Annotated in this window: 23 protein-coding genes; 12 read left to right on the top strand and 11 right to left on the bottom strand. The window is 43.5% G+C overall.

What is annotated here, in order from left to right; genetic code table 11:
* Window positions 1-41: 41 nt before the first annotated feature.
* On the bottom strand, window positions 42-758 hold the full coding sequence (locus H4K34_RS12995) for a sulfotransferase family 2 domain-containing protein (RefSeq protein WP_281384588.1): 717 nt from the start codon (window positions 756-758) through the stop codon (window positions 42-44).
* Window positions 759-766: 8 nt separating this feature from the next.
* On the opposite strand from H4K34_RS12995, the gene H4K34_RS12990 reads away from it, so the two are divergent.
* From H4K34_RS12990 to H4K34_RS12980, 3 genes are read left to right on the top strand one after another with little or no spacing between them, the layout of a single operon-like run.
* Entirely contained in the window at window positions 767-1,414 is a 648-nt protein-coding gene (locus H4K34_RS12990; protein ID WP_210757815.1) for a sulfotransferase family protein, read from the top strand.
* Window positions 1,414-2,442: a glycosyltransferase family 2 protein gene (locus H4K34_RS12985; RefSeq protein WP_210757814.1), complete on the top strand. Its 1,029-nt coding sequence runs from the start codon at window positions 1,414-1,416 to the stop codon at window positions 2,440-2,442. Before H4K34_RS12990 ends, H4K34_RS12985 begins: the two co-directional genes overlap by 1 nt.
* Window positions 2,439-3,308, top strand: a complete 870-nt coding sequence (locus tag H4K34_RS12980; protein WP_210757813.1) for a glycosyltransferase family 2 protein — start codon at window positions 2,439-2,441, stop codon at window positions 3,306-3,308. Before H4K34_RS12985 ends, H4K34_RS12980 begins: the two co-directional genes overlap by 4 nt.
* Here the strand turns inward: H4K34_RS12980 and H4K34_RS12975 are convergent.
* Complete coding sequence (locus tag H4K34_RS12975; RefSeq protein WP_210757812.1) at window positions 3,305-5,206, bottom strand: O-antigen ligase family protein; 1,902 nt, start codon at window positions 5,204-5,206, stop codon at window positions 3,305-3,307. The two genes, H4K34_RS12980 and H4K34_RS12975, sit on opposite strands and share 4 nt — an antisense overlap.
* Before the next feature lie 78 nt (window positions 5,207-5,284).
* Here H4K34_RS12975 and H4K34_RS12970 point away from each other — a divergent pair, with 78 nt between their 5' ends.
* On the top strand, window positions 5,285-5,869 hold the full coding sequence (locus tag H4K34_RS12970; protein WP_210757811.1) for a YqaA family protein: 585 nt from the start codon (window positions 5,285-5,287) through the stop codon (window positions 5,867-5,869).
* 51 nt (window positions 5,870-5,920) lie between these two features.
* On the top strand, window positions 5,921-7,108 hold the full coding sequence (locus H4K34_RS12965) for an aspartate aminotransferase family protein (RefSeq protein ID WP_210757810.1): 1,188 nt from the start codon (window positions 5,921-5,923) through the stop codon (window positions 7,106-7,108).
* Between the two features lie 72 nt (window positions 7,109-7,180).
* Here the strand turns inward: H4K34_RS12965 and H4K34_RS12960 are convergent, their stop codons facing one another.
* The 4 genes from H4K34_RS12960 to H4K34_RS12945 all read right to left on the bottom strand — a co-directional run bounded on the left by H4K34_RS12960 (window position 7,181) and on the right by H4K34_RS12945 (window position 11,926).
* Window positions 7,181-7,891, bottom strand: coding sequence for a hypothetical protein (locus H4K34_RS12960; protein ID WP_210757809.1), 711 nt, complete (start codon window positions 7,889-7,891; stop codon window positions 7,181-7,183).
* A 198-nt stretch (window positions 7,892-8,089) separates the two neighbouring features.
* On the bottom strand, window positions 8,090-8,458 hold the full coding sequence (locus tag H4K34_RS12955) for a response regulator (RefSeq protein WP_210757808.1): 369 nt from the start codon (window positions 8,456-8,458) through the stop codon (window positions 8,090-8,092).
* A 2-nt stretch (window positions 8,459-8,460) separates the two neighbouring features.
* Window positions 8,461-10,410 (bottom strand): ATP-binding protein, encoded by a 1,950-nt coding sequence (locus H4K34_RS12950; protein WP_210757807.1) that lies wholly within the window; start codon window positions 10,408-10,410, stop codon window positions 8,461-8,463.
* A 106-nt stretch (window positions 10,411-10,516) separates the two neighbouring features.
* Window positions 10,517-11,926: an FAD-binding oxidoreductase gene (locus H4K34_RS12945; RefSeq protein WP_210757806.1), complete on the bottom strand. Its 1,410-nt coding sequence runs from the start codon at window positions 11,924-11,926 to the stop codon at window positions 10,517-10,519.
* 47 nt (window positions 11,927-11,973) lie between these two features.
* On the opposite strand from H4K34_RS12945, the gene H4K34_RS12940 reads away from it, so the two are divergent.
* The 7 genes from H4K34_RS12940 to H4K34_RS12910 all read left to right on the top strand — a co-directional run bounded on the left by H4K34_RS12940 (window position 11,974) and on the right by H4K34_RS12910 (window position 19,235).
* A complete protein-coding gene (locus H4K34_RS12940) occupies window positions 11,974-14,154 on the top strand; it encodes a S9 family peptidase (RefSeq protein ID WP_210757805.1) in 2,181 nt (726 codons plus the stop codon).
* A gap of 60 nt (window positions 14,155-14,214) precedes the next feature.
* Window positions 14,215-16,119: a peptide MFS transporter gene (locus tag H4K34_RS12935; RefSeq protein WP_210757804.1), complete on the top strand. Its 1,905-nt coding sequence runs from the start codon at window positions 14,215-14,217 to the stop codon at window positions 16,117-16,119.
* Between the two features lie 163 nt (window positions 16,120-16,282).
* Complete coding sequence (locus H4K34_RS12930) at window positions 16,283-16,774, top strand: hypothetical protein (RefSeq protein WP_210757803.1); 492 nt, start codon at window positions 16,283-16,285, stop codon at window positions 16,772-16,774.
* Between the two features lie 35 nt (window positions 16,775-16,809).
* Window positions 16,810-17,529 carry an SIMPL domain-containing protein gene (locus tag H4K34_RS12925; protein WP_210757802.1) on the top strand — a complete coding sequence of 240 codons (720 nt, stop codon included), beginning with the start codon at window positions 16,810-16,812 and terminating at the stop codon, window positions 17,527-17,529.
* A 70-nt stretch (window positions 17,530-17,599) separates the two neighbouring features.
* The gene (locus H4K34_RS12920) at window positions 17,600-18,154 is read left to right on the top strand and encodes a DUF4738 domain-containing protein (protein ID WP_210757801.1); all 555 of its coding nucleotides are present in this window, start codon (window positions 17,600-17,602) and stop codon (window positions 18,152-18,154) included.
* Window positions 18,155-18,320: 166 nt separating this feature from the next.
* Complete coding sequence (locus H4K34_RS12915; protein ID WP_210757800.1) at window positions 18,321-18,791, top strand: Dps family protein; 471 nt, start codon at window positions 18,321-18,323, stop codon at window positions 18,789-18,791.
* Window positions 18,792-18,845: 54 nt separating this feature from the next.
* Window positions 18,846-19,235 (top strand): acyl-CoA thioesterase, encoded by a 390-nt coding sequence (locus H4K34_RS12910; RefSeq protein ID WP_210757799.1) that lies wholly within the window; start codon window positions 18,846-18,848, stop codon window positions 19,233-19,235.
* Here the strand turns inward: H4K34_RS12910 and H4K34_RS12905 are convergent.
* The 5 genes from H4K34_RS12905 to H4K34_RS12885 all read right to left on the bottom strand — a co-directional run bounded on the left by H4K34_RS12905 (window position 19,232) and on the right by H4K34_RS12885 (window position 25,451).
* The gene (locus tag H4K34_RS12905; RefSeq protein WP_210757798.1) at window positions 19,232-20,290 is read right to left on the bottom strand and encodes a cytochrome-c peroxidase; all 1,059 of its coding nucleotides are present in this window, start codon (window positions 20,288-20,290) and stop codon (window positions 19,232-19,234) included. The genes H4K34_RS12910 and H4K34_RS12905 overlap by 4 nt on opposite strands.
* The gene (locus H4K34_RS12900; RefSeq protein ID WP_210757797.1) at window positions 20,274-21,071 is read right to left on the bottom strand and encodes an MbnP family protein; all 798 of its coding nucleotides are present in this window, start codon (window positions 21,069-21,071) and stop codon (window positions 20,274-20,276) included. Before H4K34_RS12900 ends, H4K34_RS12905 begins: the two co-directional genes overlap by 17 nt.
* Window positions 21,072-21,120: 49 nt before the next feature.
* Window positions 21,121-21,489 (bottom strand): hypothetical protein, encoded by a 369-nt coding sequence (locus H4K34_RS12895; RefSeq protein WP_210757796.1) that lies wholly within the window; start codon window positions 21,487-21,489, stop codon window positions 21,121-21,123.
* A gap of 162 nt (window positions 21,490-21,651) precedes the next feature.
* Window positions 21,652-23,556: an acetate--CoA ligase gene (gene acs / locus H4K34_RS12890; RefSeq protein WP_210757795.1), complete on the bottom strand. Its 1,905-nt coding sequence runs from the start codon at window positions 23,554-23,556 to the stop codon at window positions 21,652-21,654.
* A 2-nt stretch (window positions 23,557-23,558) separates the two neighbouring features.
* The gene (locus H4K34_RS12885; RefSeq protein ID WP_210757794.1) at window positions 23,559-25,451 is read right to left on the bottom strand and encodes an acetate--CoA ligase; all 1,893 of its coding nucleotides are present in this window, start codon (window positions 25,449-25,451) and stop codon (window positions 23,559-23,561) included.

Here is a 25,451-nt window from a genome sequence, read left to right as displayed (position 1 = left end):
ATACGAAGCAAAATTTGACTTGAAAACGCAGATTTCATTAATCAGGCCAGCAATCCTTTTAGTTTCAGCTTTAATCTTTTAGCAAGAGGAAGCTCCTTATTCCGATTAAAAAGCGCCCTAGCCTCCACTACCAATTGGGCATCAAAGCGATTTAAGTCGGCAATTAAATCACGGTATTTTGCATTGAGCTCCTGCCACAATTCTTCCGAGGCGCGGGTATTTAAATGGGGATGGTAGTAGCTCTCAAAGCCTAGCTTCAAACTTAAATCCAGAGCGGCCTTCGCCATTTGATCGGCCGTGGCCACCCAATCCATGGCATAAAGCTGATCGACTGCCTTAACAAAGCTCTCTTCATTTACGCGCCCCTCATGCCATTGACCAGCGAGCATGCGCACTTGCCAATTATCGGCATAAGTACTTTGCAGAAAATCTTCGAAGCTCAAATAAGATGCAAACTCTTTTTGCAGGCGCTCTTCTTTAGAATGCGCTAAATGCACATAGCGAGAAATCACTCGGTCGCTGGCCTCCCTTAAAATGGTGGCCTTCAAATAAGCTGGGCCTGTCTCCAGGAGATGGGCACTAAAATGCCCATGAATAAAGGGAATCCCCGCCTGAATCGCATCAGCCAAAGCTACTTTATCATCACCGGCAATGAGGGCAGATTGCTCCAAACCGTAATGTTGATGTAAAATATTCACCAGAGTGCTGCCTCCTGTTTTAGGCAAGTGCAGAAAAATTATCTTTCTTTGATCACTCATTGAATGCAATGCGTCCTCCTTTCATCATTATTGGCATGCACCGAAGCGGCACCTCCATACTCACAAAAGTACTGGAGAAATCCGGCATCTTTATGGGTGTGGTGAAGGATCATAATTATGAGGCCATGCATTTCCTTAGCATCAACCAGCAGGTTTTATGGAAAAGCGGTGCCGATTGGCATAAGCCCAAAGTTCCTGAAAAGCTGCACTGGCATGAGATTCCCGCCCAAGAACTTTTTAGAGAACACTTCCGCTTAAACGGTCGATTGGCTCAATGGCGACAAGCCCTTCGCCATGAAAAGTGGGGCTGGAAAGATCCGCGCAATACCTTCACCTTAGATATGTGGCTGGCCAAATTTCCGGGGGCCAAGGTTATTCATTTACTGCGCAATGAAGATGATGTGGTAGCCTCCCTGCAAAAACGCAATGAGGTGAATGGCGAGGTTTTCGCCCCTGAGCTCAAAGATCAGGATTACTGCCATCAATTATGTCAGGACTATGTGAAGCAAGGTCGCAGCTATGCCCAAAAGTTAGGAGATCGGTATCTGGAACTGGAATATGAAAAGCTCCGTGCTCAAGACCCCGCCAGTATCGAGGCCCTCCAAAAATTTACCGGCTTAGCCCTCAAAGCCAATTTCAAGAAATACCTGCATTAATGCCCAAGCTCACGATTATTGTTCCCAATTATCAGCATGAGGCCTATTTGGCGCAGCGCCTAGAAAGCATTAAAAAACAAAGCTTTCAGGACTATGAGGTGATATTATTGGATGATGCTAGTAAAGATGGGAGTGCCGCGATACTCCAAGCTTATGCCGACGAGAATCCCGATTGGCAACTCATCCTCAATGATCAAAACAGTGGCAGTCCTTTTAAGCAATGGAACAAGGGCGTAGCTCTGGCTCAGGGCGAATACATCTGGGTAGCCGAAAGCGATGATTTGGCCCACCCTGATCTCCTGGCGGCCTTAGTGCCCTTATTGGATGAAAACCCGCAGGTAGGCATTGCCTATGCTCAATCGATGTTGATTGATGAGGCCGGCAATGAATTGAATAGCTACGAGGAAAATTTGCGCTTCCTCTATAAAACGGAGGCCTGGCAAAAAGACTTCATCATCAGCGGAAAGCAGGCTTGCCAGCAATGGCTGTTTTTTCACAACCCTATACCTAATGCCAGTGGAGCTCTCTTTCGGAAATCGGCCTATCTGGCGGTTGGCGGCGGTGATCCTGAAATGCGTTTAAATGGTGATTGGCATCTTTATGCTAAAATCCTCTTGCAATACGATCTGGCTTTTAAAGCCGATATCCTCAATTATTTCAGGGTACATACCCAAACCCAAAGAAGTCGTTCCCGTAAACAGGCCTCAGTATACAAAGAGCTTATTGCGATAAACCAACTCTTAAGAGCGGGGATCCCCGAAGCAAAAGAAGAGGCGAATAAGTCCATGGATGAATTTGCGAACTGGTGGATTGGCAATTTGCCCTACCATAGTATTAATGCCGAGAACAGAGCGCTTAACAAAGTGCACTATCGCATATTTGGGCAGTATAAAAACAATTTGGCCTGGCGTATCTTTATTACCTATGTAATATCCTATCTGCGTGATTTTTTAAGATGGACCGGACTTTTAAAGCCCCTTAAAAAACTGCGTGGCCGAATCTTCCCCGGTAAATATTGGAACGCATGAAGCAGCCCTTCTTTTCAGTCATCATCCCGGCTTACGAAGCCATCGACACCCTCGAAGATTGCCTAGACTCGGTTTGGTCTCAGAGCTTTAGCGATTATGAGATCATTTTAACGGATGATGGTAGTAGCGATGGTTCAGGAGCCTTTGCTGAAAAATGGCTGGAAGAAAAGGCCGTATTGCGCTATCATATTATTGAGCAGGAGAACAAAGGCTTGGGAGCCGCCCGTAATGCGGCAATCGCTGCGGCCAGCGGTAAATTTTGCGCTCTATTGGATGCTGATGATCTCTGGCATCCTGAAAAACTAAGTGCCTGCTATGATTTTCTAAAATCCGCTCCGGAAACGGCGGTACTCTATCACAGTGTCGAGAATTTTGGCCGCAATCATAATCGCCGTCCAACCTTCCCGATTAAATCTCTTAAAGACCTGATTTTACTAGGTTGCCCCCTGGTTCCTTCCGCCAGCATCATTCGAAGGGATTTGGCGCTGGAACACCCTTTTCAAACAAATTTAGATTATCATGGTGCCGAGGATTTATACCTCTGGCTGGAATTGCTTATCGCCGGAGAGCAATTGCATTATTGGCCCGAGGCCCTCTCCTACTATCGCGAAGAAGGTGGTATGAGCAGCAATATTGATGAGCATCTCTTTAAGGTGAATAATGTGTACGAGCATTTTTACCAGGAGAATCATATCAGCAAACAAGATTTCGAGCGAGCGACCCAAAGGAAATACTATGAAGCTGCGCGCTTTTACCAAAAGGGTGGTAAGCATGATAAGGCCCAGCAATTCTACTCGGTGGCAGATGCTAAAAGCTTAAAGATTTTGGGCCTTCGTATTCTTAATGCCCTCGGCCTGAGTATTTAATTAAGGAGACCGCGCTTTCGGCGATAGGCCCGCACATAATCCACTGGATTCACCAATTGTCCACTTTGCTTCAAATGCTCCATCATAGGTGCAAATCGACCATGCTGTGGATAGGTTTCTAGGCTGCCACGTAAAGCCTGCGCTAAATCCTGCATATAGCGTGTATCATTGCTGGTAGGTGGGTACAAGTTTAAGGTCTCTAGGGCATCAGGATAATCTTTATGCTTGAGATGAATCTCAGCCTTCATCAGCAATAATGACTCAAAAAGAGGTGAGATTTCCAGAATGCTATCGGCCAAAGCCAAGGCTTTATCATCTTGATCTTGACGGGCATAATACTGGGTAAAAGCTTCCAAAACCAAAATATTATAAGGTGCATAGGAACGGGCCATATCCAAATCCACCTTGGCTTGCGGTAAGCGATCGGTGAACATATAGGCTTTGCCACTATAATAAGGTAGTGGATTGGCATAATTATCCAAAGTATACCATTGCGGATCAAAGGCTGCTTGGGTAGCTGCAATTAAGCTCTCGGGCTTACGATTGGCATTGGCTGCCATTACTGCATCCATTTTCGATTCTCCTTGGTAGCGTTGATAATTCACAAAGAGGCTCAAGGCTAACATCGGAATAAGAGCATAAGCCAAATAACCTTGCTGCTTTCCTGCAGGGGCAGAGGCAAAAGCGATGGCCAAAATCAACATAAAGAAGAAGGTATGACTGGCTCTTTCGAAAGGAAAATCACTAAAAGAGAAAATTGCCAGGGCTGCCAAGCCAAAGAAGGCCGCTAAATTCACAATCTGCATTTCTTTATTCAGGCCTGCACCCAAATTTCGAATCAATTGCAGGAATCCCAGAATGAACAAGCCCAAATACAGCGCTAAACCCAGCGGTCCGGTTTCGGCCCAAAGCCAAAGGAAGTCATTATGCGGTCTTTGAATGTGGGTAATGCCCTGCATGGTTTCTCGATCCACCTTACCTAAGCCATATTTCGGGAAGATGATCTTCCAGTTTCCAGCACCTACTCCGGTAACCGGATGCTCCTGAATCATATCCATGCTGTTTTCCCAAAAAACCAAACGCTTTTGAACGTTGCTGCTATTGGTAAAACCCGCTTTAATTTGAGGCGACAGGAATAAAGCTACCAGAATCACTATGGCTCCACCACTAAAAATGAAAAGCCATTTGCGAGGAATGCTAATGCCCTTGGGTTTCTTCACTTGAAGTACTATCGCACTAAAGAGAGCCGCACCAAATAAGGCTAACCAAACCCCACGTGTTCGCAAAACAAACATTTCGATCAGCATTAAAAGCGCGATAACCATTGCCAAGCGTGACCAAAGCCCTTTCAGCAAAGCCCAGGAGGCCAATACAAAGGGGAAGCTCAACATTAAGGCTGAAGCTAATAAGTTCTTATGCCCGAAGGTGCCGGTAATTTGATAGATATCATCGAAGAAATCGCCGCTCCCCATGGCTTTTAGTAAATAGAAGGCGGCTGGTAAAGCTGCGGCCATGGCGAAAATCAATAGGCCTTTCAATAAATCGGTCCAAGTGAATTGGGCCTCCTTAAGCTGATAATAAAGAATGAAGAAATAAGGACTAAAGGCAAATACCCTCGCGGCTACTCCCCAACTTTCAGAAGGGTTATAAGCCCAGCTTAGACTAACCAATTGCAAGAATCCAAAGACCAATACTAAGATGCTGATTAATCGTGGAAAGCTGCTTTTGAGAATCTTACGATCCAGCACTAAAATACCTGCGGCAAAAACGGCTAAAAGCAAATAGCGCGATACCAAAGTTTCATCTTGCAAGGCTTTCAGACGAAACAAAGGCAAGACTAACATCAATAACCAAAACAACCAGCTAAAGGCCTTATTCGAATTTGGGGATTTTGCCATCTATAATTGGAATTTGCGCTAATGTAAAGTTTTCGCCTTTTTCAGAGCGATGCATAGAGGCGCTAAATTTGCCGCCAGATGTCCGAAAATTCCACACCAAACGAAAGCAGTAAAAGCAGCAAGCAATTTATTCGTGAAAATATCGCGAAGCTTATCTGGACATTCGTGATTTTCATGGGGCTTATTTGGGCCGTGAATTACTTCTTTATCGATGTAAATGAGCTCAGTTTTTGGCTCAATGAAAAAATGCCGGTATGGAGTGTGTTCCTGCTTTTCTTCTCCAGCGAAAGCTTATTGGGGATCCTACCTCCCGACTTATTCATTATTTGGTCTAAGTCCCTGGCAGATCCCTGGACTGCCCTCAGCCTATTAGCCCTTTTAAGCTATGCGGGCGGAATAATTTCCTTTGCTATCGGCAGATTATTAAATCGCATTCCGGCGATAGATCGTCTGGTTCATAAACGCTACACCAAATTGAGCACGGAATTTAGAACCTTTGGGGCCCTAGCCATCTTTTTGGCGGCTTTAACGCCCTTGCCCTTCTCTCCTGTTTCGATCATTGCCGGTAGTCTAGACTATCCCTGGACTCGTTATGCATTGGTGGCCCTAAGCCGTATTTTACGCTTTTACCTTTACGCTACTTTTCTATATTCCCTCTATTGAATTATTCAGGAGGCGGCCATTCTAATTGGTGCTCTGTTCTAAATTTGCCTTATGAACAGAGAGGAGGAAATTTTCCGTACCCACCTGGCAATGACTACCCCTTTTCCCATTGCCATCGAAATTGAAAAAGCTGAAGGATCCTGGTTATATGGGCCGAAGGGCGAAAAATACCTAGATTTTATTTCCGGGGTATCGGTAAGTAATCTGGGGCATGGTCATCCTGCTATTAAGCAAGCCATCCATGAGCAGGTGGAAAAGCACCTCCACATTATGGTTTATGGGGAGTATGTGCAGTCGGCGCCCAATCGCCTGGCGGAGCGCTTAGCTAAAATTTTACCGGAGACCTTAAACTGTTCCTACTTTGTAAATAGTGGTGCTGAAAGTATTGAAGGCGCCTTAAAACTAGCCAAAAGGTATACGGAAAGAACCGAGCTTATTGGCTTTCGCGGCTCTTACCATGGCAGTACCCATGGCGCTTTAAGCCTAAGTGGCAACGAAACTAAGAAAAGAGCCTTTCGTCCATTACTCCCTGATGTTCGCTTTTTGAATTTCAATAAGATGGAGGACCTGCAGCAGATTACAGAGCGCACCGCTGCAGTTTTAGTGGAAACCATTCAGGGTGATGCAGGGGTTCGTATTCCTGATAAAGCCTATATGCAAGCCCTGCGCGCGCGGTGTACGGAGGTAGGTGCATTACTTATTTTGGATGAGATTCAAACCGGCATTGGTCGTTGTGGAACCTGGTTTGCCTTTGAGCAATTTGATATAGTACCGGATATCCTTTGCACAGCCAAAGCTTTGGGTGGAGGTCTACCATTAGGAGCATTTATCAGTGATCAGAAAATTATGCAATGCCTAACTGAAAGACCCATGTTAGGTCATATCACCACTTTTGGCGGTAATCCAGTAGCCTGCGCTGCGGCGGATGCGACCTTAAAGGTGATTGAAGATGAGAAGCTTTTAGATTCGATTGAAACAAAGGGAGCTCTGATTGAAAGTCTTCTACAAAATCCGCGCATCAAAGAAGTTCGCCGACGCGGACTCTTCTTCGCCATCGATTTTGAAAGTGCGGAGGAAGTAATGCAGATTGTGGAAGGATTACAGAAAAAAGGGCTTTTAAGCTTTTGGTTCTTGAGCTGTCCTCATAGTTTCAGGATTGCGCCCCCACTCAATATTTCGGAGGAAGATATTCGCTGGGCTTGTGCCCTAATTCAGGAGGAAATTGCGAAGCTCGATTGATACCTCTATCTGAAACATCAATAACTAGATATCCATTAGATTAGAGTACTAATAAGCTCTCCCTTTAGAAAACTAATTGAGGCTTTGCACTTTAGTTTGAGCGCCTACTTGCCAACTTAGGGTAGTTGCTATTTTCTGATTTGGGTTTCCTCCAAGTGAAACCAGCTGTTCACAAGATTGACTAATCCAAATGGTAATTTCCCCACCATCTGGAATTTGGGCCAAGTCACTCGACTTTATGATGTAAGAGCCCGAATTTTCCGCTTCAATTGGAACTTCAATGGATCGGTTTTCAAACTGAAAATTAGCTGGATTGTTTCCATTATACCATAATTGAATATGAGCTTCGATTCCATTTCTTGAATCACTTTCCCAAGTAAGCTCTGTACCTTCTTTAATTTCTGAAGGGACTTGGATTAAAAATGGTTGAGGACCAAGAACCGAAATACTAGCACGGGATAATGAATCGCTCGAGTTCTTGTTTGACATCTTAAATTCCAAGGAAACAGAATCCCCATCAAAAACATCGCACAAATCCCCTGCATAGGAAAACACTTTATTTACAGATGAAAGCACATGTGAATTAAGGAGTAAATCGCCATTAAAAAGGACCGGATTTTCACCCTCCGGAGAATGCGGTTCAAGACTTAGAGCAATCTGCCCATGGCAATTTTCATTTGCATTAAAAACAGATGACCTTGCTTGAATTAATAAACGACCAAGGATTCTTTCCTCCTTTTGAATCAAATCAGCATCCGAATTAAAATCGGAATTAACAGTCATTAACCTAGTCTTGCCAAGTCCTGCACCAAGAAGAAGTAGGATGAGCGGGGCCAATAAAACTTTCTTAAAACCTATCATTTAGCAAAGCGAATATCCCTCCAAGTTAAAATTATTCATCCAAGCCAACAAATAGAGATTCTATTCCCAGACCTTATAATAGGATTCTGGAGGCAAGGAAATAAAATAAGATTAATTAACTTAAAGCTGAATCTTTTCGAGCTTAGGCGCAGATAGTGGCTTTTCGATATAGCTCTTTACGATGGGGCTTTGTTCAGCTTGCTGTAAATCGGATGGATCGATACTGGAAGAAAGCATGTGAATATTAAAATCCACTTTCATTCCGCTGGTGATAAGAGCATCCAAAAAGTCGAAACCATTCATTACCGGCATCTTGATGTCCAGCAAAATACAATTGGGTTTACAAGCCCCAGACTTTAACATTTCCAAAGCATGTTCTCCTCCATTAGCCTTATAGATCTCGATTTCGGAATCATAGCGTTCCAAAGTCTTTTCATTGATCATAAGGTCAATGGGATTGTCATCAATGAGGAGGACAACTTTCGACATTGTTAGTTCTTTTTGGGTAATAGGAGAGTAAAGGTACTACCTTTTTTCTCTTTGGAGTCTACAATTATTTCTCCATTTAAATTATCCATAACTTCTTTTAAAATGTACAGTCCTAATCCAGATCCCGGATGTTCAGATTTCACTTTAAAGAACATATCAAAAAGATAAGCTTGCTTTGCTTTAGGTATTCCCAGCCCATTATCAGAGACGCTAATTTCCCAATGATTCTCACGGCTAGAAACTTTAAGCTTTACCCAAGACTCAGGTTTGGAGACATCTCTATATTTTATCGCATTAGAGATTAAATTATTAAGTATAATTTCAATACGATAAGAATCACTTTTTATAGTCGAAACTTCGAATTCTTTACTGAATTTTAATTCACGGTAGCCGGGTATGAAACGAAATTTTTGCTCCATTTCCTTTATCAAGTCTTCAAGGTCAATTTCCTCTTCCTCAATAACAAAGCGTTTGTTCCGTGAATATTCGAGGGTATTGCGGATATAACTATCCATACTCTCGGTCGCATCCAACAGCATTTTCCCATACAATTTGGTTTCAGGTAAATGCTGCGAATTTTCGATCAGGTTAACCAATCCCATTATGCTGGATAAGGGAGCTCGTAAATCATGAGATATACTGTACACAAATTGATCGAGTTCTTTATTGCTCTTTTCGAGATCCGAATTCTGAGTGCGAAGGGCACGGTTAGCATTGTATAGAGCGGATACATCTTCCACCAGCATGGTTAAGCCAAAAATTTGACCTTCACGATCCTTGGCGGGTGCAAAATTGATCTTCAATTGAAAATCACGATTGCGATGCTTCCAACTTAAATACTCTTCGGAGTGATTACCATTCAATGCCTTTGCGGCCATTTGCTTAAAGTGCTCGCTAAAATCCTTGGGAATTAAGCTGCGGAAGGAGCGCCCTTCTTTAATATTAACTCCGGTAAATCTACGCCAGGCGCGATAAGCAGCCGAATTGCATGACATCAATTCGAACTTATCGTTAAAAAGCAAAAAGCTATTAGGCGTGGAGTTAATAATCGCCAAATGCCGCTGCTCTAATTGCGAAAGTTCCTCACGTGAGGTCATTTCTTCAATACGAACACTGAGCACTTCGGCGGTTCGTTCCAATAAATCCTGATGAATGGGTCGGAAATAATTGAGTTTATCACTTTCGCAGTCGATCACTCCAAAAACCTTCCCTCTTACCATAATCGGGACGGCAACCTCCGAACCTGCTTCGAAGTGTTGTTGAATATAGCGTGGATCAGTACGACTGTCGGCCGTCATATACGATACGGCAGAAGTGGCCACATATCCGGTAATACCGGCTGAGAAAGGCACTTTTACCCCCACCGCTACTTCGCGCTCAGCAATACGTTGATTACCATGAGCGGCCACCGGAACCAGAACATTACCCTTACGTAGGAGTATCATTGCATCCGGCAAATAAAGCTTGGATAGCAATTCATCAACTACAACCCACATCAGTTCATCTACATCCTGAACTTTGATTGCCTTGGCCAAAAACTCAATTTTCAATTGATTAAAACGATGCTCCAGAAAGGTATCGCTGAGCTCATCAAAACCAATGGCATAATATTTCACCTCGCCCGACTCCATTACCATTTGCACCTCCGCATCGATACGAGTTTCTTGTTTGGGCCAATGGTCAAGGGTTGAAAACTGATATTGCAGATGAGCGGCATTCAATTTTTTAAATGCATCCAGCCAAATACGACTATGTCCTTCGGTGTCGTTATTAAACAAGTCCAATAGGGAAAGACCACGCTTAGGATTATAACCCATCGACTCCATCAGATTTCGATAGGAGCGATTCAGGTAGAGGAAATTAAACTCAGCATCCAAAATCGCGCAATATTCACGATTCAGATCGCCCAGCAGTTCCAACAGTGACGAATCCAGAGGTAAAGTAGCTTTCATAAAGTTCCGTCCCTAAAGTACAAATTTGACTACACTAAGTCTGTAAATTCTAGATATTCAGTCGCTTTTATTCGACGAGCTTATTTTTAGTTAGAAGCTATCCATCTCATTGATTTGGAAATAGTTTCCCCGGGTTGAGAATTTCTTGGGGATCGAAAATCTTTTTGATAGAGCGCTGAATTTGCAGTTCTGCCTCTTGAAAAACTACATCCATATAGTCTTTCTGTACATAACCAATACCATGCTCCCCGCTAATGGTACCCCCCAATTCTTTTACAATTTGAAATAATTCGCGAATCCCCTTGGGGAGGTCTTCCTTCCAGGCTTGATCACTCATTTCATTCTTAAGAATATTAACGTGCAGGTTGCCATCACCAGCATGACCGTAGCATACCGAATGGAAACCATAGCGAGAACCTAATTCTTTAACTGCGCGTAAAAGTTTGGCCAATTCGGCTCGAGGCACAACCGTATCTTCCTCCTTATAAATGGAATGCGACTTTACCGCCTCTCCCACTTTACGACGTAATTTCCAAAGGGCTGCCTTTTCTTGCGCACTTTCAGCAAAGAGTACTTCCCCGGCCTCAAAGTTTTCGACGATATCGGCAATAGCCATGCAATCCTGCATTAGCACTTCGGCATTATTACCATCTACTTCAATCAGCAAATGGGCCTGCACCTCCGGGCCAATAGGCAAGCTTACATCATCTACATATTGCAGAGTATAGTCAATGGCATCCCTTTCCATAAACTCCATAGCCGAAGGGGTTATTCCGGCTTGAAAAATAGCGGAAACCGCCTCGCAGGCCTTTTCGGCCGATTGAAAGGGAATCAACATTAGGCGATCCTGTTGGGGATATGGAATCAAGCGAAATACAGCCTTGGTAATCACTCCGAGGGTTCCTTCACTGCCCACCATTAATTGGGTGAGATTATAGCCGGTGCTATTCTTTAATACCCGAGCTCCGGTGCGGATTAATGATCCATCGGCCAAAGCCACTTCCAAATCCAAAACATAGGCATTGGTAACCCCATACTTCACGGCCTTAGGCCCACCAGCATTCAGGGCTAAATTCCCGCCTAAGCTGCAAGAGCCCCAGCTACTGGGATCGGGAGGATAAAAAAGCCCCTTCTCCTTACAGGCCTCGTGAAAAACCTGATTAATAACACCTGGTTCCACGGTGGCTTGCAAATTTCGCTCATCGATTTCTATAATGCGATTCAGCCTTTCGGTTGAGAGAACTACTCCACCATAAACAGGTAAAGCCCCACCACTTAATCCGGTACGAGCTCCGCTGGTATACACCGGAATCCGGCGATCATTACAATGCTTTATAATTTTTGCTACCGCTTCTGCACTGGAGGGCTTCAAAACTAAATCAGGACTAAATTGATAGTCTTCAGTTTCATCGTGCCCATAAGGCTCTCGCTCTTCGGGATTTGTAATTATTTCCGACTCCTTCAAAAAGGATGCAAAGTGTTTCAGATCCTCATTATCCAACCGGCGATAGTCCATAGGTGTCTCTAAAATATTCTAATTTAGGCGCGCTTAAAATTCAGGCAATGTTCTATCGCAACTTAGTTATTGTTTTTGTAATTCTCATCGCCCCTGGCAGCCTTCTGGCCCAAAATCGCGATGTTACCGTTCAGGATGTTTGGCGTGGTACTTTTTACGCACGTAGTACCAGCGGTTTACGCAGTATGAACGACGGTTTGCACTTTACCGTTTTAAATGGTGCTGATGGCAGTATTGATAAATACAGCTATGAAAGTGGTGAAAAAGTAGCCACTCTCCTTTCCTCCAAAGAAATTGAAAAGAAAACTGGTCAAAGCATCCAATTTGATAGCTACCAGTTTAATGCCACCGAAGACAAGGTATTGCTAGGCACTGAATCGGAATCCATCTACCGCCACTCTTCCAAGAGTTATTATTTCATTTACGACTTAAAACAAGGCAGCTTAAGCAAGGTAGATGCGGAAGGCAAACAACAATTAGCCGACCTCTCTCCCACCGAAAACAAGGTGGCCTATGTATACCAAAACAAAATGCATGTGCAGGATTTGGATGGAGAATCTGAGTCGATCAGTTTTGGTGAAGGCAAAGAAAATGCCTTAATCGCCGGTGCCGTAGATTGGGTGTACGAAGAAGAATTTAGTTTCCACAAAGGTTTCCACTGGTCGCCAGACGGACAGTATATCGCCTATTATCAATTTGATGAATCTGAAGTACCCACCTTCTCTATGGATGTGTACGGACAAGCCCTATACCCTTCTCAAGATGTATTTAAATACCCCAAAGCGGGCGAGGTGAACTCCAAAGTGAGCATCCATATTTATGATCTTAAAAGTCAGAAAGACCATAAAGTAGAACTACCCATGGCAGTAGAATACTACCCTCGTATTAAGTGGACCAGCGAAGCCGATGAATTGGTGATCACCACTTTGAACCGCCATCAGGATCATTTGATCTTATGGGAAGTGGAAGTAGAAAAGAAGGGTCTGGAAGTGGAAAAGCTCTACGAAGAAAAGGCACCTGCTTATTTAGAGATCCATGATAACCTTCGTTTTTTAGATGACAATAGTTTTATCTGGACCAGCGAAAAAGACGGCTATAATCATATTTACCACTATGGTGAAGATGGTAAACTGATCCGTCAGATTACCAAAGGAGAATGGGAAGTAACCGAGTTTTACGGCTATGAGTCTGGCAGTGGTTATTTATACTATCAAAGTGCCGAAGAGTCGCCCATCCGCCGCAGCGTTTTCCGCGTGAAATTAGATGGAACAGGCAAAGAAAAACTCAGCACCAAAAAAGGTTGGAACGACGCAACCTTCAGCAGTGGCTTCCAGTTTTACATTAATCGCTACTCCAGCGCCAGCACACCTACACTGGAGACCTTACATCGTTCGAACGGAAAAGAAGTGCGGGTGATTAATGACAATGAGGGCACGCAAAAACGAATGGAAATGTTCCGTTTGTCGCCCAAAGAATTTATTCAAATCCCTAATGAGGAAGGCACCCAATTAAATGCCTGGATGATTAAGCCTCAGGATTTTGATGCTTCCAAAAGCTATCCGGTATTAATGTTTGTATACGGTGGCCCTGGATCGCAAACCGTGGAAGACAGCTATGATGCCTTTAACGGATTCTGGTATCAGGCCTTAGCCGCTAAAGGATACATTGTAGTAAGTGTGGATAATCGCGGTACCGGAGCCCGTGGACGTGATTTCCGTACCCAAACTTATCAGCAATTAGGAAAGCTAGAAACTGAAGATCAGATTGCTGCCGCCAAATGGTTAGCCAAGCAAAAGTATGTAGATGGTGAGCGCATTGGCATTTGGGGATGGAGCTATGGTGGCTATATGAGCAGCTTAGGTATTACCAAAGGAGCCGATGTATTTAAAATGGCTATTGCAGTAGCACCGGTTACCAACTGGCGTTTTTACGATAATATTTATACCGAGCGCTATATGCGTACGCCTCAGGAAAACCCTGATGGATATGACGATAATAGCCCTATTAATCACGTAGATAAATTAGAAGGCGCTTACTTCCTGGTGCATGGTAGTGCTGATGATAATGTGCATGTACAAAACACCATGCGCATGATTAGTGCTTTGGTTAAAGCGGATAAGCAATTTGATCTTTTCATTTATCCGGATAAAAATCACGGGATTTACGGGGGCAATACCCGTAATCACCTGTACACCAAGATGACTGAGTTCATTGAGGAGAACCTTTAAAAAGCCAATCACCTTTGGATTAATTTTTGTTAATTCGACGGTCAAATTAAACTCCAGTATATGTCAAACGCTGATCTAGCAAAACAAGGACACCCCAGAGGTCTGTACATCCTCTTTTTCTCCGAAATGTGGGAGCGATTCTGCTACTACGGAATGCGGACCCTCTTAACCTTATATTTAGTAAAAGCGCTTTTTAAAGGCGATGCCGATGCTGCTCTTATTTATGGAGCTTATACCGGATTAGTTTATGCCGCCCCTGTTTTGGGAGGTCGTATGGCTGATCAATTTTTAGGCTATCGTTTTGCCATTATACTAGGAGCGATATTAATGTCAATTGGCGAGTTCCTCATTTTGGGCGGAACGGAGTCTTGGCTATTCTTAGGAATGGGGGCCATTATTATTGGTAATGGCTATTTTAAAGCTAATATTTCCACCATTGTAGGGAAGCTTTATAAGGAAAATGACCCTCGACGAGATTCAGGTTTTACCATATTCTACATTGGAATTAACGTAGGTGCCTTATTAGCCACTTCTGTGGTAGCCTATGTAGGTGAAACCTATGGATTTAAATACGGATTTGGCTTGGCCGGTATCGGTATGCTTCTCGGTATGCTTATATTCTGGTTTGGACGCGATCGTTATGCCGAGGCTGAAGGTTTGGACATTACCCCAGCAGGAAAGAAAAAAATTGTTGGCCCTATCAATTACGTTTTCTTAATCACTCTGATCAGCATCGCTTTAGTACCGGTATGCTACGTACTTATTAGCAAAAACGAAATTCTCCAATACCTCCTTTTAGGACTCTTCGTACTGGTTTCTTACAACTTGATTAGCTCTGGAGCAAAAGAAGGTAAGGTTTGGAGAGATCGTATGATTGCATTGGTGATTTTCATTCTCATCAATATTGTATTCTGGGCCTTCTTTGAGCAAGCTGGTACCTCCCTCACTCTATTTGCCGATCGTAATGTAGATCGTGAAATTTTTGGATGGGTGATGCCCGCTTCGATGACTCAGTTCTTCAACCCCTTCTTCATTGTAGTCTTTGGATCTATATTTAGTGTAATGTGGGTGAAGCTATCAGAAATGGGTAAAAACCCCAGCATCCCCATGAAGTTTGCTTTCGGTATCCTGCAATTGGGATTAGGCTTCTTGGTAACCTTACTCGGCTTAACCTTCGCTGATGGTTTCCAAGTTCCTCTATTAACCTTGGTTTTCCTTTACTTACTGCACACAACCGGTGAGCTTTTCCTTTCTCCGATTGGATTAAGCATGGTAACCAAATTAGCACCATCTAAAATTTCAGGTACTGCCATGGGTGGTTGGTTCCTAAGTTTTGCGATTGGCAACTTCTTAGGTGGTCAGATTGCAACTTTAACTGGTACCCACGGTTCTGAGGAAGGCCCTCAATTAGAGTTCCCAATGACTACCACAGTGATGCAAGCTTCGGATGATGTAGCCAGCATAAACTTTACCGACTGGAAATCCTTAACTGAGGAAATGCCAGTAAACATCACAGTAGGGAAATATATGGACATCCAAGATTGGGTTGAATTCCGTTTAGCATTTGCTGGAGACATGAACTTTGTGGATTGGAAAACCCAACGTAGCTTGAATAGCCCTTTCACCTCCGCTCAAGATTGGCTAAATAAAGAGCAGTGGAATAAGTTAGGCAGTACTTATGACTCCATACTCAAAGCAGACAAAGAGTTATTGGAGCAAGATCCAAAAGCCAATGTAATTAACATTGAAACCTGGCTCTATTTCCGTGAAGCCATCGAGGAGATGGAAGGAGCAGGCCTGAGTTTACCCGATGCCTATAAGCAGCATAAAATGGAACGCATGGAAATTGGCTTAAACAAATACACCGATGTATTCTCAAATATTGGTTTTATCCTAATCGGTTTCTCAGTGGTTATTATGATCTTCAATAAGCCTTTGAAAAAGCTTATGCATGGAGTAGAATAAAATGCATTGAATTAAAAATTCTAAAGCCATCAATCTTCAGGTTGATGGCTTTTTTTGTTTTGATATGTACCTCATTAAATTCTAAAAATCCCGACCTTCAAAGCTTAAGCCTGAACTAATACTTCAGGAGAATTATCACCTTGAATGAAACATCTCCATAAGTATGATCGATCTTAAGGAAAGATACTTTCTGGTTTCCTTTCAATTTAACAAAAGGACGCCCGCAGATTTTAAACTTACCAAAGTAAAGGGTGAGGAATATTGTCTTGATAAATCCGGAAACAAATGGACTCAGGCCTATCTCTGGGATAAAGGTTGGGGACAGGAATATGGATTTATCCGTTTTCCAGAACCCAATTTCAAAGAATTATGGAGCTTGCTTTTGGAATCAGAAATTAGCGATAACCAACAAGGTGCAGCTGAATTGTTAAAAGCGAAATACCCCGAAGAATTAAAACTTGCATTAAAAGAACTTTTCAAATCAAGTCAGGCCTTAGACAGCAATATGTCGAATCGCATTAATTGCTTGCAATTGGGAATCAATTGCTCTCCAATCGAAGGCAAGCCCCACACGGAAGTGGAAAAAGACTTCCAAGATTGGAAATACCTCAAGGCAGAGTTTGAAAGACTCAGATCAAAACCCTATCGTTTCTAAAGCACCACCATAACGAATCAATAATAAAGAGAATAATGAAAAACCTCATCGCCTTATTCAGCCTCCTCCTTTTAGTTAGCTGTCAAAACAACTCAACACCTGCCCATTCCAAATTCAAAACCATTCTCCTTAGATCAGAAGGAGAAGTGGAAACCCTGCCTAATCAAGCTTCCTTTTATATTAGACTGGAATGCCTTGACTTCTCCATTAAAAAATCCAAGCAGTGTTTAATTGATAAGTCGAATGAGCTCAATGATAAATTACTGGCCCTGGGAGTAGATCAGGATGACATTCTCACCACCGCAGTTGATTTGGATAAGAGCTACCGCTGGCAAAATAGCTCCCAAATTTTTGAGGGATATAAGAGCTCTACCCGGATTTACCTTACGGTTAAGGATATTGATAAATTGGATGAAATCTATACTGAGCTCTTAGAGAATCGAAACCTCGACTTGGGCGGATTAAGCTATTCGCATTCCGAGATTGACAGCTTAAAAAATGAAGCCTATCTCAATGCTCTGAAAAAAGCAGGAGAACTATCCGATAAACTATTGGAGCAAATTCCAGAAACCAAAAAAGAAATACTAAAAATTGGCAATGTTGAGATCTCGGCCTCTCAGCCTGATGCCAATCAATTCCTTAAACAAGAAGCGGATAATTTCGCTAATAGTGTTGCTAAGTTCAAGTCAATAGCCATCAGTAAAGGCACGGTAAAAGTGACCGCAAGCTTATATGTAGAATATCAGATTAAATAATTTTTATGAGGAATAGCCTAAACACATTCATATATCCCTAAGTTTAATCCATATCCACAGACCATAATAGATGAGACCTTATTTCCTCCTAGTCCCAGCCTGCCTATTATTAGCTTGTAATGAGAAAATAGGAAATGATGCCAATGTTCAAAACTCATCACAGGTACTCGAAGAAACAAACATAGACACCTTGACCAATTATTGGCCTTGTGAATATGACACCATTAAAAGTGACATAAGCATCCGTATTGATAATGATTATTTCCAACTGAACACCTACGTCTACTCACTGAATGACAGCTCTATTCATAGATTCAATGAAGCCTATCAGAAAAAGGTTTATCAGGATATCTATCACAACTACGAATCCTCAATTTATCTAACAGGATCACAAGACACTCTTTTAATGCAAATTCTCAAAAAGGAAATTTTTAAGGATATTTTTCCACCTGAATTCTACCAACAGGCCGTTATTAAAAGTGTTGAATACAAAGCTGTACGATCCAATCAATTATTCTTCCATGTAGAACTGATCGTACCGGATACCGATTGGATCAAGTCCGCCGAAATGTCCATTTTCTTTAGAACTTCAAAAAAAGGACGGCTTTCTGTAATTTCCTCTTGAGGTTCAAAGTAAAACAAATCGCATCCTTGATATTCTCTTAGGCCAAAGATCTCCGGCTATCCCTAAAATTCATCGCTCAATAACATATAGTTATCGACTATCCTTATTAACTTTACAATAGTGATAATTAATAGCTATTTTTGAACAGAATTTAAAAACCATAGTCATGAGCAATAATCAAATCGGTTTACCTATCAATGAAGCCAGCAAACTGGCTGACAAACTGAATATCCTCCTTGCCAATTACCAGCTTTTCTACGCTAATAGCCGTGCCCTGCATTGGAACATTAAAGGCGAAAAATTCTTTGAATTACATGTGAAGTTCGAAGAGCTCTATATGGACTCCTTCCAAAAGGTGGATGAAATTGCCGAGCGTATCCTCACCTTAGGTTATACGCCCCTGCACACCTTTACCGACTATCTTAAAGAAGCCAAAATTGCCGAAGCCGCTAATATCAGCGAAGCTCGTCCGGCAGTAGAAGCAGTACTTTCCGGCTACAAAACTTTATTAGAGCTGGAGCGCGAAATCCTTGACCTTTCCGGTGAAATGAATGATGAGGGTACCAATGCCCTAATGAGCGACTACATCCGCGAACAAGAAAAAAGCGTTTGGATGTACAGCGCCTTTTTGAAATAAAACAAAAGCAAAGGGAGTTGGGTTAAATACCTGACTCCCTAAAATTTTACGATTATGAATTTCCATACCCGCAAATGGGTAAAACCCGAAGACCTCAACCCTAACCTAAGCCTTTTTGGTGGTCGCTTACTTTCTTGGATCGATGAAGAAGCGGTAATCTACGCCATCGTTCAATTGGAGAACAAGCATGTTGTAACCAAGTATATCTCTGAGATCAATTTTATCTCGGCTCCCAAGCAAGGGGATATCGTAGAGCTAGGGATTGAAGCCACTCACTTCGGCAAAACTTCCATTACCATGCGCTGTGAGGTCCGCAATAAATTAACTCGCGAGCCTATCCTTAAGATTGATAAACTGGTTTTTGTAAACCTCGACGATCAAGGCAAACCGGCCGCTCACGGTAAAACAGAAATCACCTACGTTAAAGATCGCCTCGATTCTTAAGGCATATAAGCTTTGTAGCTAGTGGTATCGGTCAATGCCTCCAAGAAGGAAATTAAATCTGCCTTTTCCTGAGCGCTGATACTAAAGCCTGTAATTAGGGAACTCTTTAAGCGATGATTACTTCCCCCTGAAGCATAGTGATCTACCACTTCCTCTAGGCTTCCCAAACTACCATCATGCATATAGGGGCCGGTTAAGGCGATATTGCGCAAAGTCGCCACCTTAAACTGCCCTTCATGCTCGGGAATATTATTGGTCACTCGGGCCCGACCGGGATCCTCATAAACCTCATAAAGGCCATTATTCTGAAAGCTAAAATCTGTGGTCAGAGGCAATACATGGCAAGCTACACAATTAAGCTCCGCACTTTTAAAAAGCGCCAAGCCTCTTTTCTGGGCTGGGCTCAGGGCCGATGCGTCTCCAGCGTATTCATAGCGATCGAAAGGTGAGTTAAAGGAGACCAAAGCTCTTTCATAAGTGGCCAGTGCCAATGCCAGGGTCTTCGGATTCACATCCTCCTTAAAAGCCCTTTGAAACAGTTCTTGATAATAGTCTACCGCTGCCACCCGAGTTATGGCCTCCGAATAGGGCAAATCCATTTCCCGATGTTCTTCAATAGGGCCAATCACCTGACTTTCTAAAGTAGGATTCCCCCCATCCATAAATAGATAGGGCTGCCAGGCCACATTAAATAAGGTGGGCGAATTACGATTGTGTAGCCTTCCCTCCGTTCCTATCGCCACTGCTCTACCATCCGAAAATGCCAGATGGGTTAAGTGGCAGGAGCTACAAGATAAATCCCGGTTCCGACTCAAGATAGGATCAAAAAACAGAGCCTTACCTGCAGCAATAGCTTCTTCTGTAAGTTCCTTCCCTTCTTCAAGGGACATTTCAGGGAAATGATTGATGCTAATCAGTAGCGGGCTAGGCTCCGATTGAATATTTAATTCGGTATCCGGCTGACAAGCCTGAGTCAAGAAAAAAAGCATTCCCATCGCGACTAAGATCTTCGCGATGGGGAATGCTCCAATTTCTATTTTACTTTTTGTGTCCATGATCGCTACCCAATTCAAAGCTGGTAGCGGCATCGAACTGATTCATCATTTTCTCTGCCAAAGGACGAGCATCGCCCATAGACATGGTAAGAACTTCAGAATGCAAATCGATTCCGTGCAGGAACTGCTGATAATCTACGGTCATGGTGATATCCAAGGTATCTCCCTTTTCTACCGAAGTATGAAGCATGGTACTGCGATCTTTACGGAAAGGATCAGTACCTAAGTGATACTTGAAGCTTTGATCATAGGTACCATCACCTTCATAGTCGATTTCACCTTCAATCTTCACGAAGATATAACCTGAAGCCCAAGACCAGTACATGCCTTCCGGCTGAGGAGCCAAAGGATGGTTTACATCACTAAAGTCGGTAGGTTGCATTCCATTGCCTCCGGTTTCAGTATTGGTTTCGGCATCTACACCGATGCTTAGATTGAACATATGGGCATGACCTGCTTCGATGGTTCCCATATTGCTCATCATCACATCCGGACGAATGATATAATACTCAGGATTCAAAGCGGTAGAATTTCCCGCATCATCCATAATCACTGGCTTTGCCAAATAGAAAGAGGCCAAAGTATAGCGAATGGTATAACCGCTATCGCTGGTAAACTCCTGATTTAAGGCAAAATCTGTGGTTCCGTATTTAAAGTCATAATGCAGAATTACGGGAACTTCAGAAGTTGTGGTACTAGGATTCTGACTGGGGGTATCGTCCTCACAAGAGGTCATGAAAGTAACAAGCGCTAAGGCAGCTACGAAATATTTAAGTTTCATTATTTGATCTGATTTAGAGTTGATTATATAGGGATTCTATGAAGGGAACCTATACAATCGGAGGACGCCAGATCATTTTCAATGCACCGCTGGAAAGCAATGCTTGATTGCTTAGAGGATAATCTAAAGTAAGGCTATGAATTTCTATTGGATTTTGATCCGACTCAAAGTCCGTCAAGAATAAAGAAAGCTCTTCTCTATACTCAGGCAAGGCAGGCTTATCCGGCTCATCATCTGCTTGTAGCAAGGCTTTCAGCTGACAGTGACCCTGACAATCATTATCCTTAATTTCCTTTTTCACACAGAGTTGAGTGGCATAATAGTCTTGCTGTACCTCAAACTGCATCCAAACTATCGAATTATAGAGGCTGCTGGCGAGGGTACCCAAACTGATTAGTATAGCATAGAGCCATCTCATGTTACAAAGGTAATTCTGGCGATGCTATTAGAATGTATCCTAAAGCACCTAATTAGTATACGAAGGAAAATTCTGTGGGTTGGCTGATCAATTTTTTTGGTGGCATAAAAAAAGCCATCCTGAAAATTCAGAATGGCTTTTACCTTATAAATGAGCTTAAATCTACAAAGCCCCGGCTTTGATTTCATCCACTACGTCTGGATCCAATAAAGTTGAAGTATCTCCTAAATTAGAGGTATCTCCTTCTGCAATCTTGCGTAGAATACGACGCATAATCTTTCCAGAGCGAGTTTTAGGCAATCCACTCACAAATTGGATTTTATCGGGCTTGGCGATTTTACCAATCTCTTCTACCACCGTTTCCACGATTTCCGCTCTCAGCTTATCAGGATTTGTAGGAGGTTCCTTGGTAATCACATAGGCATAAATTCCTTGCCCCTTAATATCGTGAGGATAACCTACCACCGCAGATTCCGAAACGATATGGTCATTGGAATTAATAGCATTTTCAATTTCGGCCGTTCCAAATCGGTGACCAGATACATTGATTACATCATCCACCCGACCAATAATCCGATACATGCCCTTATCATCTCTACGTGCGCCATCACCAGTGAAGTAATAGCCATTGTAATGAGAGAAATAGGTGTTCTTGCAACGTTCATGATCACCATAGGTGGTACGCAACATAGATGGCCAGGGGAAGCGCATCGCTAAATAGCCTTCCTGATCATTACCGTCAATCTCCTTTCCTTCTTGATCGAGCAGCACAGGCTGAATTCCCGGTAAAGGATATCCTGCATGCGAAGGTCGCATTGGACTATGTCCACCTAATCCCGAAATCATAATTCCACCAGTCTCAGTTTGCCACCAGGTATCTACAATGGGGCATTTCTCTTTCCCTACGTGGATATGGTACCATTCCCAGGCTTCCTCATTAATGGGCTCACCCACGGTACCTAATACTTTTAAGGAATAGAGTCCATAACTCAATACATGATCCTCACCCTTGGCCATTAAAGCCCGAATAGCGGTGGGAGCAGTATAGAATTGATTTACACCATGCTTATCACATACCTGCCAGAAACGACCCGCATCAGGATAAGTGGGCACCCCTTCGAACATCAAAGTGGTAGCACCATTTAAGAGAGGACCGTAAACGATATAAGAATGACCGGTAATCCAACCAATATCGGCGGTACACCAGTACACATCACTCTCATCGTATTGGAACACATTGGCAAAACTATATCCGGCATACACCATGTATCCACCGCAAGTGTGCACTACCCCTTTGGGTTTACCGGTAGATCCGGAAGTATAAAGGATAAAGAGCATATCCTCGCTATCCATAGGCTCAGCGGGGCAAAAACGATCTACGTCCAATAATTCCTGATGCATCCAATAATCACGACCTTCCTTCATCTGCACATTCCAACGGGTACGTTCGGTAACCAAAACCGTTTCCACGCTGGTACAGCTTTTCAATGCTTCGTCTACCACTCCCTTACAAGGGATCTCTTTGGCACCACGGTAAATACCATCGGCGGTAATTACCATTTTGCAAGATGAGTCATTGATGCGATCGGCCAAGGCGTGGGCTGAGAAACCTGCGAATACCACGGAATGCACTGCACCAATGCGGGCACAAGCCAAAACGGCAATCGTTAATTCGGGTATCATAGGCATATAAATCGCTACACGATCCCCTTTACCAACCCCGTGCTTTTTTAACACATTGGCGGTACGACAAACCTCTTCATGCAATTCGCGATAGGTCATCCGTACAAAGCGTTCTTTGGGATCATTAGGTTCCCAAATCAAGGCTAGTTTATTGCCACGCTTTTCCAGGTGACGATCTAAACAGTTCTCTGTAATATTGAGCTTGGCATTGAGGAACCACTTTACATCGGGGCTATCGAATTCCCATTCCAGGGTTTTATCCCAGGGCTTTTGCCACTGGTAGTTGGAGGCAATTTGCCCCCAAAAATCTTCAGGTCTTTCAGTACTGAGCTTGTATTGCTCTTCGTATTCTTCGAATGAATTAATTCGGAATTTTGCTTCCATTCTTAGCTGGTTATTTGTTTAACACTTGGATGAACAATATCATTGATCTCCTCTACAATGGCAGGATCATCAATGGTTGAAGGTATTTTTAACTCCTCAGCATTTACAATGGCACGGAGTAATTTTCGTAAGATTTTTCCCGAGCGGGTTTTAGGTAAGCGGGGTACCTGATATACTTTTTTCAAAGCAGCCACCGCTCCGATCTCAGAACGAACCGAAGCTACAATTTCTTCCGCTACTTCAATGAAGGGCCTACCGGTTTGATGACAAACCACCAGAGCTAAAGGAATTTGTCCCTTCAAGCTATCATCCGCACCAATCACAGCACATTCCGCTACATCAGGATGGGCGGCCACCACTTCTTCCATTTCAACGGTCGACAATCGATGTCCGGCCACATTGATAATATCGTCTACCCTACCGGTGATATAGGTAAATCCTTCAGCATCCTTAAAGCCGCCATCTCCGCTGAAATAATAGCCAAGGAAGCGCTCTAAATAAGAAGATTTAAAACCTTCTACATTATTCCAAAGGGTAGGCAAGCATCCGGGAGGTAGGGGCAATTTCACCGCTACATAGCCTTCTTCTCCGGCTGGAGATTCTTCGCCTGCTTCGGTAAGGATTCTTAAATCGTAGCCCGCAACTGGCTTACTAACAGAGCCAGGCTTCACTTCGAGCAATTCTATTCCCGGGAAGTTTGATAGCATGGGCCATCCACTTTCAGTTTGCCACCAGTGGTCCACTACGGGAATACCCAACTGACCTTGCAGCCAGGTAAGGGTATCGACATCGCAGCGCTCACCAGCCAAGAACTGAAATTTTAAAGATGACAGATCGTATTGCTTAATAAACTGTCCCTTGGGATCTTCCTTACGTATGGCCCGAATAGCGGTAGGTGCGGTAAACATCACCTTCACCTGATATTCAGAAATCACCCGCCAGAAGGTGGAGGCATCTGGAGTGCGGATGGGTTTACCCTCAAATAAAACGGTAGTTGCTCCGGTTAATAAGGGGGCATAAACAATGTAGGAATGCCCTACTACCCAACCAATATCCGAAGCGGCCCAATACACATCACCGGGCTTAATACCATAAATAGCTTCCATGCTGTAGCGAAGGGCCACTGCATGACCGCCATTATCCCGCACCACCCCTTTGGGTTTTCCGGTAGTGCCGCTGGTATAGAGAATATAGAGTGGATCGGTAGCGTAAACTGGCGTACAACCTACATACTCGGCCTGTTCCTCCATTTCCTCGAAATCGACATCGTAATCTTTGCTGGGCACCAATGCGCCAAGCTTCCGCTGAAAGATCACCACCTTCTTAGGTTTATACTCCGCCAGTTCCATGGCTTTGTCTACCATAGGCTTGTAAGGAATAATGCGATCTACCTCAATACCGGAAGAGGCGGTGATTAATACTTTGGGACGGGCATCATCAATACGGATAGCCAGCTCATGAGGAGCAAAGCCGCCAAACACTACCGAATGCACGGCTCCTAAGCGCGCGCAGGCTAGCATCGACATTACCGCTTCGGGAATCATGGGCATGTAGATAATCACGGTATCTCCTTTGCAAACCCCTAGTTTCTTAAGTCCACCGGCAATTTTCGCCACCCGATCTCGCATCTGGCGATAGCTAAACTGAGCTTTAGTTTGAGTTACTGGTGAATCGTAATACATCGCCACCTGATCGGCTCTACCGTTTTCTACATGGTAATCTAGGGCCAGGTAAGCGGTATTGGTCATCGCACCTTTAAACCAGCGATATAGTCCATCCTCATCGGTAGACAGTACCTCATCGGCTGGGCGATACCAGTCTAATTTCTGCGCTTGCCGGGCCCAAAATCCCTCCGGATCCTGCAAGCTGCTTTGATATTCGGTTTGGTAAGACAT

The organism is Croceimicrobium hydrocarbonivorans (assembly GCF_014524565.1).
Lineage (GTDB): Bacteria > Bacteroidota > Bacteroidia > Flavobacteriales > Schleiferiaceae > Croceimicrobium > Croceimicrobium hydrocarbonivorans.
Note: the sequence above shows the minus strand (reverse complement) of the source record. Positions and strands in the feature narration are given on the sequence as shown.